The 16,216-nt window shown below is 30.1% G+C and carries 18 protein-coding genes; 7 read left to right on the forward strand and 11 right to left on the reverse strand.

From position 1 onward, the window contains the following. The first annotated feature begins 246 nt into the window (after window positions 1-246). Both RMO70_RS16205 and RMO70_RS16210 read left to right on the forward strand, forming a co-directional pair. Window positions 247-2,163, forward strand: a complete 1,917-nt coding sequence (locus RMO70_RS16205) for a DUF294 nucleotidyltransferase-like domain-containing protein (RefSeq protein ID WP_310557484.1) — start codon at window positions 247-249, stop codon at window positions 2,161-2,163. A gap of 70 nt (window positions 2,164-2,233) precedes the next feature. Next, complete coding sequence (locus tag RMO70_RS16210; RefSeq protein ID WP_310557485.1) at window positions 2,234-2,719, forward strand: DNA polymerase III subunit epsilon; 486 nt, start codon at window positions 2,234-2,236, stop codon at window positions 2,717-2,719. Here the strand turns inward: RMO70_RS16210 and RMO70_RS16215 are convergent. The 7 genes from RMO70_RS16215 to RMO70_RS16245 form a co-directional block, all read right to left on the reverse strand. Beyond that, window positions 2,711-3,190 (reverse strand): 4'-phosphopantetheinyl transferase superfamily protein, encoded by a 480-nt coding sequence (locus RMO70_RS16215; RefSeq protein WP_310557486.1) that lies wholly within the window; start codon window positions 3,188-3,190, stop codon window positions 2,711-2,713. The two genes, RMO70_RS16210 and RMO70_RS16215, sit on opposite strands and share 9 nt — an antisense overlap. A gap of 6 nt (window positions 3,191-3,196) precedes the next feature. Then, a complete protein-coding gene (locus RMO70_RS16220; RefSeq protein WP_310557487.1) occupies window positions 3,197-3,445 on the reverse strand; it encodes an acyl carrier protein in 249 nt (82 codons plus the stop codon). 53 nt (window positions 3,446-3,498) lie between these two features. Next, window positions 3,499-4,773 (reverse strand): beta-ketoacyl-[acyl-carrier-protein] synthase family protein, encoded by a 1,275-nt coding sequence (locus tag RMO70_RS16225; protein ID WP_310557488.1) that lies wholly within the window; start codon window positions 4,771-4,773, stop codon window positions 3,499-3,501. A gap of 68 nt (window positions 4,774-4,841) precedes the next feature. Then, window positions 4,842-5,267, reverse strand: a complete 426-nt coding sequence (locus tag RMO70_RS16230) for a FabA/FabZ family ACP-dehydratase (RefSeq protein WP_310557489.1) — start codon at window positions 5,265-5,267, stop codon at window positions 4,842-4,844. A gap of 62 nt (window positions 5,268-5,329) precedes the next feature. Continuing rightward, the gene (locus RMO70_RS16235; protein ID WP_310557490.1) at window positions 5,330-6,382 is read right to left on the reverse strand and encodes a type III polyketide synthase; all 1,053 of its coding nucleotides are present in this window, start codon (window positions 6,380-6,382) and stop codon (window positions 5,330-5,332) included. A gap of 46 nt (window positions 6,383-6,428) precedes the next feature. Then, window positions 6,429-7,184: a methyltransferase domain-containing protein gene (locus RMO70_RS16240; protein WP_310557491.1), complete on the reverse strand. Its 756-nt coding sequence runs from the start codon at window positions 7,182-7,184 to the stop codon at window positions 6,429-6,431. Between the two features lie 73 nt (window positions 7,185-7,257). After that, complete coding sequence (locus RMO70_RS16245) at window positions 7,258-8,376, reverse strand: FAD-dependent monooxygenase (protein WP_310557492.1); 1,119 nt, start codon at window positions 8,374-8,376, stop codon at window positions 7,258-7,260. 404 nt (window positions 8,377-8,780) lie between these two features. Here RMO70_RS16245 and RMO70_RS16250 point away from each other — a divergent pair, with 404 nt between their 5' ends. From RMO70_RS16250 to RMO70_RS16265, 4 genes are read left to right on the forward strand one after another with little or no spacing between them, the layout of a single operon-like run. Continuing rightward, entirely contained in the window at window positions 8,781-10,331 is a 1,551-nt protein-coding gene (locus tag RMO70_RS16250; protein ID WP_310557493.1) for a bifunctional response regulator/alkaline phosphatase family protein, read from the forward strand. 44 nt (window positions 10,332-10,375) lie between these two features. Next, complete coding sequence (gene tsaE / locus RMO70_RS16255) at window positions 10,376-10,783, forward strand: tRNA (adenosine(37)-N6)-threonylcarbamoyltransferase complex ATPase subunit type 1 TsaE (RefSeq protein ID WP_310557494.1); 408 nt, start codon at window positions 10,376-10,378, stop codon at window positions 10,781-10,783. A gap of 43 nt (window positions 10,784-10,826) precedes the next feature. Continuing rightward, a complete protein-coding gene (locus RMO70_RS16260) occupies window positions 10,827-12,020 on the forward strand; it encodes an alanine dehydrogenase (RefSeq protein WP_310557495.1) in 1,194 nt (397 codons plus the stop codon). A gap of 36 nt (window positions 12,021-12,056) precedes the next feature. Then, complete coding sequence (locus RMO70_RS16265) at window positions 12,057-12,431, forward strand: DUF4258 domain-containing protein (protein ID WP_310557496.1); 375 nt, start codon at window positions 12,057-12,059, stop codon at window positions 12,429-12,431. 3 nt (window positions 12,432-12,434) lie between these two features. On the opposite strand, the gene RMO70_RS16270 is transcribed toward RMO70_RS16265, so the two are convergent. From RMO70_RS16270 to RMO70_RS16280, 3 genes are all read right to left on the reverse strand, one after another. Then, window positions 12,435-12,944 carry a DinB family protein gene (locus RMO70_RS16270; protein WP_310557497.1) on the reverse strand — a complete coding sequence of 170 codons (510 nt, stop codon included), beginning with the start codon at window positions 12,942-12,944 and terminating at the stop codon, window positions 12,435-12,437. A 58-nt stretch (window positions 12,945-13,002) separates the two neighbouring features. Continuing rightward, the gene (locus RMO70_RS16275; RefSeq protein WP_310557498.1) at window positions 13,003-13,482 is read right to left on the reverse strand and encodes a winged helix-turn-helix transcriptional regulator; all 480 of its coding nucleotides are present in this window, start codon (window positions 13,480-13,482) and stop codon (window positions 13,003-13,005) included. Window positions 13,483-13,559: 77 nt separating this feature from the next. Beyond that, window positions 13,560-14,714, reverse strand: a complete 1,155-nt coding sequence (locus RMO70_RS16280; protein ID WP_310557499.1) for a M14 family metallopeptidase — start codon at window positions 14,712-14,714, stop codon at window positions 13,560-13,562. A gap of 303 nt (window positions 14,715-15,017) precedes the next feature. Here RMO70_RS16280 and RMO70_RS16285 point away from each other — a divergent pair, with 303 nt between their 5' ends. After that, window positions 15,018-15,479, forward strand: coding sequence for a helix-turn-helix transcriptional regulator (locus RMO70_RS16285; RefSeq protein WP_310557500.1), 462 nt, complete (start codon window positions 15,018-15,020; stop codon window positions 15,477-15,479). A gap of 9 nt (window positions 15,480-15,488) precedes the next feature. On the opposite strand, the gene RMO70_RS16290 is transcribed toward RMO70_RS16285, so the two are convergent. After that, window positions 15,489-16,049: a 1-acyl-sn-glycerol-3-phosphate acyltransferase gene (locus RMO70_RS16290; RefSeq protein ID WP_310557501.1), complete on the reverse strand. Its 561-nt coding sequence runs from the start codon at window positions 16,047-16,049 to the stop codon at window positions 15,489-15,491. Window positions 16,050-16,216 lie beyond the last annotated feature (167 nt).

Genomic DNA, 16,216 nt, shown 5'->3' on the forward strand with positions numbered 1-16,216 from the left:
CGAGCAAATTTAGTGTAAAAATATTAGATTTCAGTGACTAGATTTTATATTTTTGTGATGTAAAGATGAATTTGAGAATTGAAGTTATAAAGTAAAATATAAATTCAATAAAAAGCCAGTATTTAAGTAAATATAAAAACAATATAAATTTGAACTATAATTTATATTATGTAAAATAGAATATTTGAAATCTACTTTTATACTACTCTTTTTTTGTTTAATTTTACATTCATATAAATTGGTTTTATGACAAATGCTATCGCAGAAAGAATCGCTGAATTTCTTAAAGAATACAAACCGTTCAATTATTTAAACTTTGAGGATTTGATAAAAATATCAACTTCGATAAGAGTTTTAAATCTTGAAAAAGACAAATCATTATTTCAAATTAATGACAAACTACACGATTGTTTTTATATATTACAATCTGGCGTGCTACACTTGACTGTAATTTCTGATTCTGAAGAATCCTTGTTGAATAAATGTTATGCTGGAGATATTTTTGGCTTGCGTCCGTTTTTTGCTAAAAACAATTACCAAATGACCGCGAAAGCTCGTGAAGAATCCATAGTTTATGGAGTTCCAATCGAAGTATTCAAACCATATTTAGCTAATAATTCAGATATTCTTATTTTCTTATTAGAAAGTTTTGCTACAAATACACGAAACTCATCGGATAAAGAAAATCCAAACAAATTGACTTCTGATAATTTAGGCTTTTCTGATAGCCAATCGGATGTATCATACTTTCAATCATTGATTTACAATAAAAAACCACTATTTTTTTCTCCAACAACAACTGTTAAAGATGTTGCAACTTCAATGTCAGAAAATCTCCAAAGTAACGCTTTAATAGTCGAAAATAATTTACCAGTTGGTATTGTTTCTGATGCTGATTTCAGGCTTAAAATTGCTACTGGACGATTTGAAATTAATGCTAAAATTTCAAATTTAATGCACTCTCCTGTTTTAACAGTACCTGAAAATATTTCTGTAGCTGAGGCACAATTAGTAATGCTCAAAAACGAGGTGATACATCTATGTGTAACCCACGATGGTACGGAAAATTCAGAAATAAAAGGAGTTATTACGGAACACGATTTGATAGTTGCTCAAGCCAATAGCCCTGGTGTTTTACTGAAAGAAATTAAACGAGCGCAAAGTGCTAAGGATTTAAAAAGTGTTAGAAATAATTTAGCAGATATTATTCAAACCGCTATTTCTAAAAATATACCAATTCCACATATTAATACCATTGCTGGTGAAATCACATTAGCCATTGTGAGACGATGTATTGAATTAGCAATTTTAGATTTAGGTTCGCCTCCAGCTCGTTTTGCTTGGTTGAGTATTGGTAGTCAAGGTCGTAAAGAACAATTATTACTTACAGATCACGATAGTATTTTGGTTTTTGAAGATGTTGAAGCAGATAAATTTAGAGATACAAAAGATTACTTTATGCAGTTGGCTAAAAAAGCCACAAATACACTAGAAAATATTGGATATTCCCATTGTTTATATGGACACACTGCTAGTAATTCAAATTGTTGTAAATCATTGACTGATTGGATAAAACAATACGATAGCTGGATGAATACTCCAGGTGAAAACTCTAATGACATTAGTACAATATTTTTTGATTATGAAATGGTATTTGGAGATCAAAAAATTGAAGATGCTATTTCTGAAACCATTTTCAAAAATGCAAAAAACAGTGTATTATTCTATGATTATTTAGGGAACGATGCATTAAAAAAACCTGCACCTCTCACCTTTTTTAAGAAATTCAATATTGAAGAAGATGGTGAAAATAAAGGTAAATTTGATATCAATACTAAAGCTTTGACGCCACTAATTGACGGAGCAAGATTAATGGTTTTAAGTCAAAATATAAAAGGATTTAATTCTACTTATTTAAGATTCAAGCAATTAGCTATTATTGATTCAAAATTTTCTCAAGTTTATTTAGATTGCGCTGAGGCATTCCTAACACTATCTAGATTTAAAACAATGGAAGGAATAAAGAATGATAATTCAGGTCAATATATTGATTTAGAGGAGCTATCAAAAACGGATAAAGAAAAACTTAAAAATGCTTTTTTACCAATGAAAGAATTGGAAGAATTAATTAAAGATCGATTTCAATTAACTCAATTTTCTTAATATGCTGGATTGGATTAAAAAAAATATAAGTAAAACATATCCTGATTTCTGGAACGAGTACTTGTACAAAATGGAAGAAAAACCGAATAGATACGTTGCATTAGCTATGGAAACGACAGGTCTTGATACACGTAAAGATAAAATGATTTCGATAGGAGCTGTTGGTATTGTAAATGATATTATATTAGTAAGTGACAGTTTAGAAATAGATATTGACCAAGACATTAACGCTACAACTGATTTAGAAGCCAATGCGATTGAGAAATTAATTAATTTTATTGGAAATGCAACATTAGTCGGACATCGAATTCATTTTGAAGTTGATATGATAAATGAGGTTTTAGATAAATTGGATTGTGGACGATTGAAAAACGACGCATTAAACATCGAAGTTATGCATAAAAAACTAAATGATATTAGTGATAAAAACTTCTCGCTTGATGAACTTATTTTGGCATACAAAATGCAAAAACCTGAAAGAATATCTTCTGCAAATGATTCTTTTTCGATAGCTTTATTGTTTTTAAAAATGAAAAACAAGTTAGGATTAATCTAACATTATAATTTTTTGATAGTGACCGTGATGGCTTTTTGAAATTATTTTTTCTTTAAAATTAAAAATATAGGGTAATTCATTTTTCTTTTTAACTCCAATAGAATTTTCTAAAGTTTTAATTGTATCAAAATAATCCGTATTTGCAACTGCAATAGTATGTATGAAATTTTTTGTTATTAGAGTTTTTGTATAAAAAATTATTTTGTCGAATTTAACTTCTCCTATTTCAGAATCAAAATCAAAACACTCAAACCGAATTGGATTGTATTTTCGAATTCCAGTTTCACGATTCCATATTTTATAAGCCGCTTCCTTCCTACTCCATAAATTCCAAACGGTAACTTCTTGATTGTTTGAGTTTTGAATTAAAATTTGTTCATTTTCAGTAAAAATTTTATTCAAAAAACCTTTTCGTTGCCAATTACTCTCTTTTCTAGCCAATTTTAAATCTATAATATCGTTTCCAATCATTTATTTTTAGGATAATTTTTCTTGAATAATTGCAATAACAGATTTCACATCTAGCATTTTTTCCATCGATTCGTTATCTATTACAATATCAAATTCTTCTTCGATGTCTAAAACAATATCTACGAGATTGGCCGAGTTTATCTGCAAATCTTTAATAAAATCAGTGTTTTCTGTAAAATTTTCAAAAGCTTTTATATTTTTGGAATAAGTTTTGACAATAGGTTTTAACTTTTCTATAATTTCTAGTATGGTCATTTTTTAAAGTTGCTAAGATTCTGATTGGCTAAGTTACTATGTTTTTCTAATCTTTAAATTTTAAATTTCTTAAAAATCACACAACCATTCACATCTCCAAAACCAAAACTAGCTTTTGCTAAAATATTTATTTCTTTTTTGATTAATTGCTGTGGAATTTTTGCGGAATCTATACTATTGGTTATATCTAGATTCAAATCTTCACAATTTATATTGGGAAAAATAAAATCATGATAAATTTGTAAAACCGAAGCCACACTTTCAATACTTCCCGCAGCAGAAAGACAATGTCCCACCATCGATTTTAATGAGTTTATATATGGAAAATTGACTCCACTCCTTTTTAAGGCTTTGCTCCAGTTTTCAATTTCTAAACTGTCTTTGGAAGTTGCTGTCAAGTGCCCATTGATTGCATCAATATCATTCGAAGAAATTCCTGCATTTTCAATTGCATCTTCAATGCATTTTTGAACCGCAATTGGATTTGGAGCTGTCATAGTTCCTAATCCGCGTTGTCCACCAGAATTAGTATTTCCACCCAAAATTTCACAATAAATTTTTGCACCACGAGCCAACGCCGAATCTAAATCTTCAATAAGCAATGCACCTGCTCCACTGCCTGGCACAAAACCTGAAGCTGTTGCAGACATTGGTCTAGAGCCTTTTTCAGGTGAATTGTTGTGTTTAAAAGTACACACTTTCATCGCGTCAAATCCACCCCATATATAAGGTCCTGAATCGGAAGTGCTTCCTGCTAAAATCCGCTTGGCTTGACCTGATTTTATGCGTTCAAACGCCATCAAAATACTTTCTGTTCCTGTGGTACAAGCTGATGAATTGGTGGTTACTTGGTTTCCTAATCCTAATTTCCCACCTAAATAAGCACTAATACCACTATTCATTGTTTGCGCAACGGCCGTACTACCTAATTTTCTTGTTTGAAAATCATCTATTTTATGGATACTTTCCCGAAATTTCTCAATTCCTGAAGTTCCAGTCCCGAAGATTGTTCCCGAATCCCAATCAGGATTTTCTTGAATCTCCATTGATAATCCAGCATCTTTCCAGGCATCGATTCCTGCAATTACACCATATAAAATCCCAGTTGAATTAAAGTTACGTAATTCTAATTCTGTGAAATAGTGTAAGGATAATTCAGTAGAAATTTCTGGTTTTCCTGCAATTTGACAGGAAAACTGTAATCTTTCGAGTTCCAAATCGTGTTTTATGCCTGAAATACCATTTTTTATGGCATTTGTAAATGCGTCAAGCCCTACTCCATTTGGAGATACAATACCCAGACCAGTTATAACCACCCTTTTTTTCAATGTAAATTACAATTTCAAAAATCAATTACAAAACTAAACCCTCTAAACCCTCTAAACTTATAAACTTTCTAAATAATCATCCCCGAAATTGTTCCTGAACAAACTTCCTCTTTTTTTGCATTCAGCATTTTGACTTTGCATTTTAATTTTCCGAATCTGAAATAGACTTTTTCGGAAATAACAGTTACTTTTTCGTTGGGAAAAACAGGTTTTAAAAATTCTATTTCTGATGATGTTAAAGCCAAATTTAAACTTTTAGCTTCGTCTTTCAATAAATAAATCCCCAAACAAACCAAACCAATTTGCGCCATAGTTTCAGTAAGAATAACACCAGGTGTAATTGGGTTGTCTTTAAAATGACCTTTATAAAAATCTAGATCTGAGTTAAATATAAAACAACCTTCTACTCCATTTTCATTGATATTGATAATTTCATCAACAAACAAAAATGGTTTAGAATATGGTAATTTTGATATAACTTCTTTATTTTTCATAACTCATTTTCAACCGCTAATTCACTAGTTTAATAAAAAATTAGCGAAATAACAGTTATACTTTAAAATTCCAATAAAACTCTTTGTGCGGAAAATCCTGGACCGAAACTGAGCATCAATCCTTTTTCTCCTTTTTGGGGTTGGTTTTCCATAATTTGTTCTAAAACATACAAAACGGTTGCGCTTGACATATTGCCGTACAATCTTAAAATTTCTTTGGTCACATTTATATTTTTACCTAAATCTGAAAATAAATCTTCAACAGTTTGGATGATTTTTTTTCCACCAGGATGAAAAATTAAATGATCAATAGCATCAATTTTTAAATTGTTTTTTTCTAAAAATGGATGAATAATATCTGGAAAATGACTCGCAATGGTTTCTGGAACTTCCACATCTAGAACCATTTGCAAGCCTGAATTTGTCAGTTTGAAACCCATCATATTGATAGTGTCATAAAAGTGATACATTTCTTCGGCAATGATTTCTGGGCCTTCATCATCTTCGTAGGATGAAAGTAAAACACAAGCAGCACCATCTCCAAAAATGGCAGCACTAACAATATTAGCCATCGAAAAATCGTCTAATTGGAATGTTGCTGTTGGGCTTTCGACTGCGATAACAGCTGCACGTTTATTAGGATTGGCTTTCAAAAAGTTTTTGGCATAAATAATTCCTGAAATTCCTGCTGCACAACCCATTTCGGTTACTGGTAATCGAATAATATCTTGACGCAATTTTAAAGAATTTATCAAATAAGCATCAAGTGACGGAATCATAATTCCTGTACAACTCACTGTGATGATATAATCTAAACTTTCAGGTTTCCAATTGGCTTTTTCAAGTGCTTTATCAAGAACTTTTTCGCCTAAATCAATCACTTCACGAACATAAATATCGTTTCGCTCTTCGAATGAAGTATTTGTAAAAACTTCGATTGGATCCATTATCGAATACCGCTTATCAACAGCGGCTCCATCAAAAATTTTTTTTACTTTTCTAACAAATCGTTCGTCTTGATTCACCAACCATGCATCTAGAAATGGGATAATTTCTTCTGTTTTTCTTGAATATTTTGGTAATTGTTTGGCGGCGGATATTATTTTTACACTCATTTTTTTTTTGACTTTTAGATAAAAGACGAATAGATGAAAGACAAGACTAAATTAGGAATTGGTCTATTGGTTCTATCTGTCTACTCTCTTTTTTAATAATCCACTGATAGCGAAACGCCCATTTCCAATGAATTGTATATTCTTTAAACTTTAATTTTTCGGAAAAATCAATTAATTCTTGTTTTTTAAAACCCCTCAAAATGGATATTAATCCATCTTGTCTCGACATTTTATTCAGATTAAAAACGAAACCTAAAATTTGAAATAATCGATATGCAATTTTGCTTCTCTGCAAATCATTAATTACGATCCCTATTGTTGTGTTTTTTAAAAAAAGTTGTTGTAAATTCAAAATTTCATCATTTTTGAAATGATGCAACGTTAAGGTACATAATACTATATCGTATTTTAATTCACTAAATGATTTATCAAAAATATCAATACACTTATAACTTAAATTTGGATAATTTTCGGACAACTTTATGGCATAATTAACAGTGAAATTATTGGCATCCACTCCGATTAGATTGAAATTATAATTATTTTTAATTCCAAAATTGGCTAATTTTCGAAGCATATCTCCATTGCCACAACCAATATCTATAATTGTAATTTGTTGTTTTTTATCCCAATTGGCAATTAATTCTTGAACACCTTGTAAAGTTAGTTGATTTCCTCCTAGCAGTTGATTTATTCTTGCAATTTTATCTAATGCTTCACGCAAGGTTTCGCCTTGCATTTCAAAATCATCCATTATTTCAGGTTCGTTGGTGCGAAATTTGGTGTCTACTTTTTTAAACATTCAAGAAATTTAAAGTCATATAAGTATTGTTTAATTTAAGTCCGTTTTATAGAAATGATAAAAATGAATTAATTCAAATTGGTTTTCCGTGAGTTTTTTTAATAATAGTTGATAATAGAAACGGAAATATAATCAATAATTGCATCAAAAATTGAGATAGTTTTGGTTTTTGTAAAATGTTACTTATAATTTTTCCTGTTTTTAGACGGTTTTTGAAATTCAAAATCCATTGTTGTTGGTATTTTGTTTCTAATTCTGTTCTAGTTTTAATTTGATTGGTACAGAATTGGGCAATCAATTCAGAAGCTATTTTGGCACTGTGAATCGCCATTGCCATTCCGTTTCCGCACAATGGATGAATTAATCCGGCAGTATCGCCAATCATTAAAATATGGTTTTCGATGGATTTTTTTTGTTCAAATGAAATTTGACTTATGGTTAAAGGTTTATCAAAAAGCAAGGTTGAATTTTCAAAAAAATATTTTAAATTCGGATTTTTTTTTAATATATTATCTTGGTATTCATTGATGTTTTTATATTGTTTGAAGGTTTCATAATCCGCTAAATAACAAATATTTATTTTACCCTCTTCTACTTTTGAAACACCACAATAACCGCCTTTAAAATTATGTAAGCCTACCAAATCGTCATTAAAAACTCCTGAATAATGAGCTTTTACAGCTAACCAAGGTGATTTTTGTTGAATGAAATTCCGATTTAATTTTTGGTCGATATTGGATCGTTTTCCGAAGGCACCAAGAACTATTTTTGATTTTAAAACGGCATTATTTACCATTGTGATTGTGAATTCATCCTCCATAAATTCAATATTCGCCACATTTTCTTGAATGATTTTGCAACCGTTTAAAATTGCTTTTTTATATAGAAACTCGTCTAAAATGTAGCGACTAATTCCAAAACCACCTAATGGAAGTTCTGTATTTATTGTTTTTCCGTTTTGGGTTGAAAACTGGAGTTTTGTTATTTTTGTTGGGTTTAGGTTTTCAATATCCAATCCTAACCAATTGAAATATGGCAATACTTCGTTTGAAATGTATTCACCACAAACTTTGTGCTTTGGAAAACTGCTTTTTTCGATAATGGTAACTTGAATTCCAATTTTTGATAAATGAATTCCAGCCGTTAAACCTGCTAATCCTCCTCCAATAATTGTAACTTCCTTACCTATCATAATATGGTAAATATAAGGAATTGAATTGTTATTGGTTTAGTTTTCGCTAGAGATTTAAAGAATTTTTTAATGATTTTTTAGATAGTTCTAATTCATTTAATTTCATTTTTTACCATTATAAAAGCATATGGCGCATTACCACTTCGATACTAGTTTATTTTATAAAAAATAAGAGTACAATTTTTTGTGACTGTATTTTAAATCACAAGTATTAAATTTAAAGATACTAAATTCTCATACCTGATAGAAACCTAATCTTATATAGCTATGAATCTGTGGTCAAAAAAATTGACTTAGTTCTTAAAGCGGGAAGCTATGTAAATAAATACAGCTTTTTTTTACAATAATTTTAAGATTCCTATGTTTAATAAATAGTACATTGCACTATAAATTGAACAAAAACTATGAACAACATAAAAATACTTTGGGTTGACGACGAAATAGACTTATTAAAACCACATATTTTATTCCTTGAAAAGAAAAATTACATCGTAACAACCTGTAACAATGGTCGTGACGCCATTGATTTGTTTCAAGAAGAAAATTTTGATATTGTTTTTCTGGATGAGAATATGCCCGGAATTTCGGGATTGGAAACCCTGTCCGAAATGAAAGAAAAAAAATCGTCGGTACCTGTAATTATGATTACCAAGAGCGAAGAAGAATTCATAATGGAAGAGGCTATTGGTTCTAAAATTGCAGATTATTTGATAAAACCTGTCAATCCGAACCAGATTTTGTTGAGTTTGAAGAAAAATCTAGATCATTCCCGCTTAATTTCTGAAAAAACGACATTAGATTATCAGAAAGAGTTTCGTAAAATTTCGATGGAAATGGCAATGGTAAATTCCTGTGAAGAATGGATTGAGTTTTACAAAAAACTAATTTTTTGGGAATTGGAATTAGAAAATATTGACGACCAAAATATGTTTCAAATTTTAGAATCTCAAAAAAATGAAGCCAATGCACTTTTTGGAAAATTCATAGAACGAAACTACGAAGATTGGTTTGAACCAAAAGCACACAAGCCTGTTCTATCTCATAACTTGTTTAAAGAATTAGTCATTCCAGAGCTGAAAAAGAAAGAAAACGTACTATTTGTGGTAATTGATAATTTGCGTTACGACCAGTGGAAAGCCTTCGAAAGTGTTGTAAACAATCATTATAAGTTAGAATCTGAAGTTCCCTATTTTGCTATTTTACCAACAGCAACACAATATGCTCGAAATGCGATTTTTTCTGGACTAACACCACTAGAAATGGAAAAACAATTTCCTCAATATTGGAAAAATGATGTTGAAGATGGTGGAAAAAACCTGTATGAATCAGAATTTTTAACGGCACAATTAAAACGTAATGGATTAAATATTGCTCAAGAATATTTTAAAATTACCAATTTAGCAAACGGAAAAAAACTAGCAGAAAACTTTAAAGCATTAAAAGATACTAAATTAGTTACGGTAGTTTACAATTTCATCGATATGCTTTCGCACGCTAAAACAGATATGGATGTAGTCAAAGAACTAGCTTCAGATGACAAAGCGTATAGATCATTAACGTTGAGTTGGTTTAAAAATTCCCCTTTGTTAGAAATTATCCAACAGGCTCAAAAACTAGGTTTTAAACTCATTATAACTACCGATCACGGCACTATAAACTGTAAAAATCCATCAAAAGTAATTGGCGATAAAAACACAAGTTTAAACTTACGTTACAAAACTGGGCGAAGTCTAACCTATGAAAATAAGGAAGTATATGCAGTAAAAGACCCTAAACGCATAGGTTTACCTTCTATTAATATGACAAGTGTTTATATTTTTGCAAAAAATGATTACTTTTTGGCTTATGTCAATAATTACAATCATTATGTGAGTTATTATCGAAACACCTACCAACACGGCGGAATTTCACTCGAAGAAGTCATTGTGCCTTTCCTAGTTTTTAACCCTAAATAAAATATTCAGTGAGAAATACTGAATACTGAATAATGACACTGAATATGAAATTTACATTTTCTTTAAACGAAATAAGCGAAGTTGTTCAAAAAATAATCGATTCAAATCCCGAAAAAATCATACTTTTTAATGGAGAAATGGGTGCTGGAAAAACAACTTTTATTAAAACATTATGCCAAACATTAGGAGTAAAAGAAGCTACAAGTAGTCCAACTTTTTCTTTAGTTAATGAATACCAAATTACTGCATATCAATACGTTTACCATTTTGATATGTATCGATTAAAAAATCAAAGTGAAGCCCTTGACATGGGAATTGATGATTATTTATATTCTGGTAATTGGTGTTTTATTGAATGGGCTGAAAAAATATCTGATTTAATTCCAGAAAATCATTCAGTTGCTACAATTTCCGTTTTAAATGATGGTAAAAGACAGATTGAATTGCAGTAATTTGTTTAAAATTTCGTAATTTGTGCCATTAAGTTTAAAAAATATGGCAATTACTCCTTTTAGTAAGCAGGATTTACTTCCGCAAGAAGAAAAATTAGAAATAACAAAACACAAAAGCGAACTATTTATTGGTATTCCAAAGGAAACTTCTTACCAAGAACGCCGTATTTGCTTGACTCCTGATGCTGTAAATTCATTAACTTCCAACGGACATCGAGTTTTAATTGAATCTGGTGCTGGTGAAAATGCTAGCTATTCCGACAAAGATTATAGCGATGCAGGTGCGGAAATAACTAATGATACTCGAAAAGTTTTGACTTGTCCGATGATTCTAAAAGTTGAACCCGCTACTTTAGAAGAAATTGAATTGATGAATGCAAAAACCATTGTTATTTCTGCAATTCAACTCAAAACTAGAAAGAAAGAATATTTCGAAGCCTTACAGAAAAAGAAGATTACTGCGCTAGCTTTTGAATACATAAAAGATGATGACGGATCATTTCCAGCTGTAAAATCATTAAGTGAAATTGCAGGAACTGCTTCTGTTCTTGTTGCTGCGGAATTATTAACGGCTAGTAAGTTTGGAAACGGACTACTTTTTGGAAATATTACTGGCGTCCCTCCTACTGAAGTTGTGATACTTGGCGCAGGAACTGTAGCAGAATTTGCCGCCCGAACCGCTATTGGATTGGGAGCTAGTGTGAAAGTTTTTGATAATTCAATCACAAAATTGCGACGTTTGCAAAACAATTTAAACCAACGTATATTTACTTCTACCATTCAAAACAAAACCCTTTTAAAATCGTTGAGACGTTGCGACGTAGCTATTGGCGCGATGCGAGGTAAATATCGCACACCAATCGTAGTTACAGAAACTATGGTAGAACACATGAAAAAAGGAGCTGTAATTGTTGATGTAAGCATTGACACTGGTGGTTGTTTTGAAACCTCCGAAATTACAACCCACGAGAATCCTACGTTTATAAAAAATGGCGTTATTCATTACTGTGTACCAAATATTCCTTCTCGATATTCTAAAACAGCCTCCTTATCTATTAGCAACATAATAACCCCTTACCTACTACAAATAGCGGATGATGGCGGAATAGAAAGTGCTATTCGTTGCGACTCAGGACTCAAAAATGGGGTTTATTTTTATCACGGAATTTTGACCAATAAAACCATTGGAGAATGGTTCGATTTAACGTATCGAGACATTAATTTAATTGTGTTTTAAGTTTTAATTGTGCTACTTTTGCAAAAAAAATATTCAATGAAATTTTCATACAGATTAAGCTTTTACTTTTTTGGTTTTTTGATTGGTTGCGGATTTATGTTTTTTATTTTAAATAAGAAAAACACCCGTTGTAGCTATTTTCCAAACGATAGAGTTTTGAAAAACATCAGCTCCAAACCTTTCTACTATTCAGATATTGCAACAAAAAAAATTGCAGAAGATTGGCTTGACAGTATTGATGTTAAAAATACATTGATGTATGGCGATGTCGACTTTGATAGAAGCAATATCAAAATTGGTTCTGGAAAATTGTATACTATTATTGGAAAAACAACTAAAAACACTCCAATTGAAGTGATTATTGAAAACTACGAAGAAAAAGCAGTTTTGAAAGATATAGCGAAGATATAGTTTTTACAAATACCTTTCTTGCAGTACGTTTTGATGATGAATCACGTGCCCAGAAATTATAAAACCTAATGCTAAAACAGTGATTTCTTTTCCAGAAGCCATTCCTTTACTGGATAACATTTTTTCAGAAAAGCTTTCAAATAGCTTTATTGTTGATTTTCGCACCAAGATAAACTCTTCAATTAAATTATTAATATCAACTAAAGTAGTATCTACATTAGCAGCATAATCATTTTCTTCAAATCCTGACATTGGAGTTTTATCAAATCGAGCAATTCGTAAAGCACGATAGGCAAAAATACGTTCGGCATCGACAATATGACGAACTACATCTTTCATAGTCCACTTGTTTACTTGGTATTTGTAATTGTATTTTTCGAAAGGAACCATTTCCATAAAATTCACAAAATCATTCATTGAATTTTTCAATGCATTTACGCAATGAACCTCTGGAACAAGACTAATGTAACCACTGTAAAATTCAGCATAATCAGAAGGAGAAAGGTTTTTCATAAAACACAATTTATAAAATTAAAGATATAAAAAAAGCCCTTACAAAAGGGCTTTTAATTTACATATTTTTGAATATGGTATGCATTAATCTTTTCTTATCGTTGATACTTTCGTCAAGCGAAATCATAGTCTCCGTTCTATAAACCCCATCAATATCATCAATCATATAGATAACATCTTTAGCGTGTTTAGTGTCACGAGCCCTAATTTTACAGAAAATATTAAATTTCCCGGTAGTCACGTGAGCAACAGTAACATAAGGAATTTCATTAATTCTTTCTAAAACAAATTTTGTTTGTGAAGTGTTATTTAAAAAAACACCTACATAAGCAATAAAAGAATATCCTAACTTTTCATAATCCAAAGTTAACGACGAACCTTGAATAATTCCTGCATCTTCTAACTTTTTTACACGCACGTGAACTGTTCCAGCAGAAATCAACAATTTTTTTGCAATATCTGTAAACGGAATTCTAGTGTTATCAATTAACATATCTAGAATTTGATGATCGACTTCATCTAAACGGAACTTACTCATAATTAGTTATTTAAATTGTATTTTATCTTTAGTTATTTATAAAAATAATAGATTTATTATAATTATTAACAAATTTATTACATTTTACTCAAACCATTAACAAATTTTATGCTTTTATTAAGATAAAAATTTACTTTTTTATTGATTTCAGGTTTATTATTTGAATTATCTGAATAAATTCCTTCTTCTCCATTGTATTCAATATGTCCAAAACCTCGAATATCTTCACCAACTTCAGTAATTATAGCTTCAAAAATAATTTCATTATCTTTTAGTACTTCTTCATATTGAGCTGCAAAGTTAGTAATAATATTTAAGTTGTTGCTATTGATTTTGATTTTTCTATATAAAATATCGTTAAAAAGCACTTTGTTTTGAGGAATAATCAAATAATCATTAATTCCAGTTAGAACTATATCGTTTTCGTAAGAATTTAGTATTCCTGTAAGAATTGCTATAAACATAAATTTTCGAGTCTCCTCTCGTTGATAATCATTTTGAAAATGACCTGCTTCAAATAAAATTGTTGAAGTTCCTAGTGATTGAAAGGTGTCTCCAACACAATTCGGATTAAATGTATCGTCAAAACGCCCTACTTGATTAGGAATATGCTTTTGTAATTCTTTATTTATTGCTACAATTACACCTATTGCTTTTTGACGATTCGCATTTACGGCTCTTTCCGCATTAAACGCGGGAGCCAGAAAGGAAAGTGTGGCTGGGTTATTAGTATTTCCTGCTGCATAAATAGTTCTTTGATCGTGCAGATTATAACAGTAATCGGGTTTAAAATCTAAATAAATTTGTTTTAACAATTTACTTTCAGGTTGTGATAAATCCAAAGCATCTCTATTCAAGTCGACTTCATTCGCATTTTCGCGTGTATACACTTCAGCTCCATCAGGATTTAAAATTGGTATACATAATAAAGTAAACTTCTTTTTTATAAGAATAGCTTCTTCTGCATTTGATTCTAAAAAATCGAACAAGTCGAAAAGCGCTTTGGTTGTTGTAGATTCATTTCCATGCATTTGAGACCACATTAATATTTTAGTCTCACCATTTCCAAACTGAACAGAATAGATTGGTTTTTCAAGCACAGAAAACCCAAGAGACGAAACTTGAAATTGATTGGATAAACTATCCAAAACAGGTTTGATATGATTGTTTGTAATGTATCGACCAAACAAATTTTGCTGTTTAATTTGAGTATAAAAAGTATTAAAATCCATAGTTGTTGTTTGTAGTTTACAAAAGTAAACATCTTATAATTTACATTTGTAAACAATGAAGTAATCAAGTTAATTTATATTTGTAAACAATTTATTGATCTCTAAGGTGTCTTTGTTAACACTTGAAATTAGGTTATTTTACATATTCAAATAAATCATATAACTAATTGTATTTCAATATATTATTTGCATCTAATTAAAGTTATTGATTATAATTAATCTACCTTTTACAATTGTAAAATAGGATAATTCAATTCAATTATTTACATTTGTAACTTACAAATTGTTTTAATGTAATTTACAATGGTAAACATAGATGATTTTATAAAAAGACTCGAAATAATACTTGATTATTATGGTTTATCTGCTTCTGCATTTGCAGATAAAGTGGGTGTGCAACGCTCTAGTTTGTCTCACCTACTCTCCGGAAGAAACAAACCTAGTTTGGATTTAATTTTGAAAATTATTCAAAACTTTCCTGATGTCGATTTGTATTGGATTCTAAATGGTAAAGGAAATTTTCCAAAAACAGAAATAAACAATCAAAGTACTACTCCATTTATACAAATTGAAAATGACGAACTCAAGTATAAAAAGGAACCTAATTTATTTTCTGAACCAGACATCAAAAAAAATCCCGTATTTGAAAATATAAAAAATAATTTTTCAAATACGGGAAATATACCACACTATAAAAACGAATCAGAAATTGATCAAATTGTAATTTTTTACAAAAATGGAACTTTTAAAAATTACAATCCCTAATTCTAATTGCTATTGTTTTTTTGGAGTAAAACTATATTCTGGAATTCTACCTAGAACATCAATATAGTTTTGTTCTAATATTTTTAAATCTTCTTTTATGTTACCCGTTGGATAAAAAGGCTTTCCGTAAGTTAAAATTTTATTACCGTGATCGAATACTACTGGAATTATAGGAACATTTGCTTTTAAGGCAATATAGTAAAAACCTGTTTTCCATTCCGATACTTTCTTGCGAGTTCCTTCTGGAGCAATCGCCAATCGAAAAACTTCTTTTTCAGCAAAAATTTTCGCAATTGAATCTACTTTATTTTCGTTTTTTTGACGATTCAATGGTGCTCCACCCATCCATTTGAAATAAATACCTAGTGGAAAAATAAATAATTCTTTTTTAGCTACAAAATTAAACTCTTCTTGCAAAATTCCTCTTGAAAAAACACCCAAATAAAAGTCGTGCCAACTGGTGTGAGGAACACAAATTACAATACATTTTTTTATTTCAGAAATTGAGTTTGCTTTTATTTCCCAACCCATTAATTTTTGAAAAATAAATTGGTAGATGCTTTTTTTCATTTAAAATTTTTTAACAAAAATAACATATATTTACTCAATCAAAACATTTTTTATGAATTTGAAAAAGCTATTTTGAACCTATAAATAATATCACGAAAAGTCAACTATTCATAAGAGTCTTAAAGTTACTTGGAATAATGTCAAGTTGATTTTTGTAACCAAAAATA

It is taken from the genome of Flavobacterium sp. (genome assembly GCF_031422135.1).
Lineage (GTDB): Bacteria > Bacteroidota > Bacteroidia > Flavobacteriales > Flavobacteriaceae > Flavobacterium.

What these genes read in the sequence shown, in the direction of transcription:
- RMO70_RS16230 (WP_310557489.1), bottom strand. Translation starts at nt 5,267, where the DNA reads ATGAAAAATAAAGAAGTTATATCAAAATTACCATATTCTAAACCATTT.
- RMO70_RS16260 (WP_310557495.1), top strand. Translation starts at nt 10,827, where the DNA reads ATGGCAATTACTCCTTTTAGTAAGCAGGATTTACTTCCGCAAGAAGAA.
- RMO70_RS16210 (WP_310557485.1), top strand. Translation starts at nt 2,234, where the DNA reads ATGGAAGAAAAACCGAATAGATACGTTGCATTAGCTATGGAAACGACA.
- RMO70_RS16245 (WP_310557492.1), bottom strand. Translation starts at nt 8,376, where the DNA reads ATGATAGGTAAGGAAGTTACAATTATTGGAGGAGGATTAGCAGGTTTA.
- RMO70_RS16270 (WP_310557497.1), bottom strand. Translation starts at nt 12,944, where the DNA reads ATGAAAAACCTTTCTCCTTCTGATTATGCTGAATTTTACAGTGGTTAC.
- tsaE (WP_310557494.1), top strand. Translation starts at nt 10,376, where the DNA reads ATGAAATTTACATTTTCTTTAAACGAAATAAGCGAAGTTGTTCAAAAA.
- RMO70_RS16280 (WP_310557499.1), bottom strand. Translation starts at nt 14,714, where the DNA reads ATGGATTTTAATACTTTTTATACTCAAATTAAACAGCAAAATTTGTTT.
- RMO70_RS16205 (WP_310557484.1), top strand. Translation starts at nt 247, where the DNA reads ATGACAAATGCTATCGCAGAAAGAATCGCTGAATTTCTTAAAGAATAC.
- RMO70_RS16215 (WP_310557486.1), bottom strand. Translation starts at nt 3,190, where the DNA reads ATGATTGGAAACGATATTATAGATTTAAAATTGGCTAGAAAAGAGAGT.
- RMO70_RS16285 (WP_310557500.1), top strand. Translation starts at nt 15,018, where the DNA reads ATGGTAAACATAGATGATTTTATAAAAAGACTCGAAATAATACTTGAT.
- RMO70_RS16290 (WP_310557501.1), bottom strand. Translation starts at nt 16,049, where the DNA reads ATGAAAAAAAGCATCTACCAATTTATTTTTCAAAAATTAATGGGTTGG.
- RMO70_RS16275 (WP_310557498.1), bottom strand. Translation starts at nt 13,482, where the DNA reads ATGAGTAAGTTCCGTTTAGATGAAGTCGATCATCAAATTCTAGATATG.
- RMO70_RS16265 (WP_310557496.1), top strand. Translation starts at nt 12,057, where the DNA reads ATGAAATTTTCATACAGATTAAGCTTTTACTTTTTTGGTTTTTTGATT.
- RMO70_RS16235 (WP_310557490.1), bottom strand. Translation starts at nt 6,382, where the DNA reads ATGAGTGTAAAAATAATATCCGCCGCCAAACAATTACCAAAATATTCA.
- RMO70_RS16240 (WP_310557491.1), bottom strand. Translation starts at nt 7,184, where the DNA reads ATGTTTAAAAAAGTAGACACCAAATTTCGCACCAACGAACCTGAAATA.
- RMO70_RS16250 (WP_310557493.1), top strand. Translation starts at nt 8,781, where the DNA reads ATGAACAACATAAAAATACTTTGGGTTGACGACGAAATAGACTTATTA.
- RMO70_RS16220 (WP_310557487.1), bottom strand. Translation starts at nt 3,445, where the DNA reads ATGACCATACTAGAAATTATAGAAAAGTTAAAACCTATTGTCAAAACT.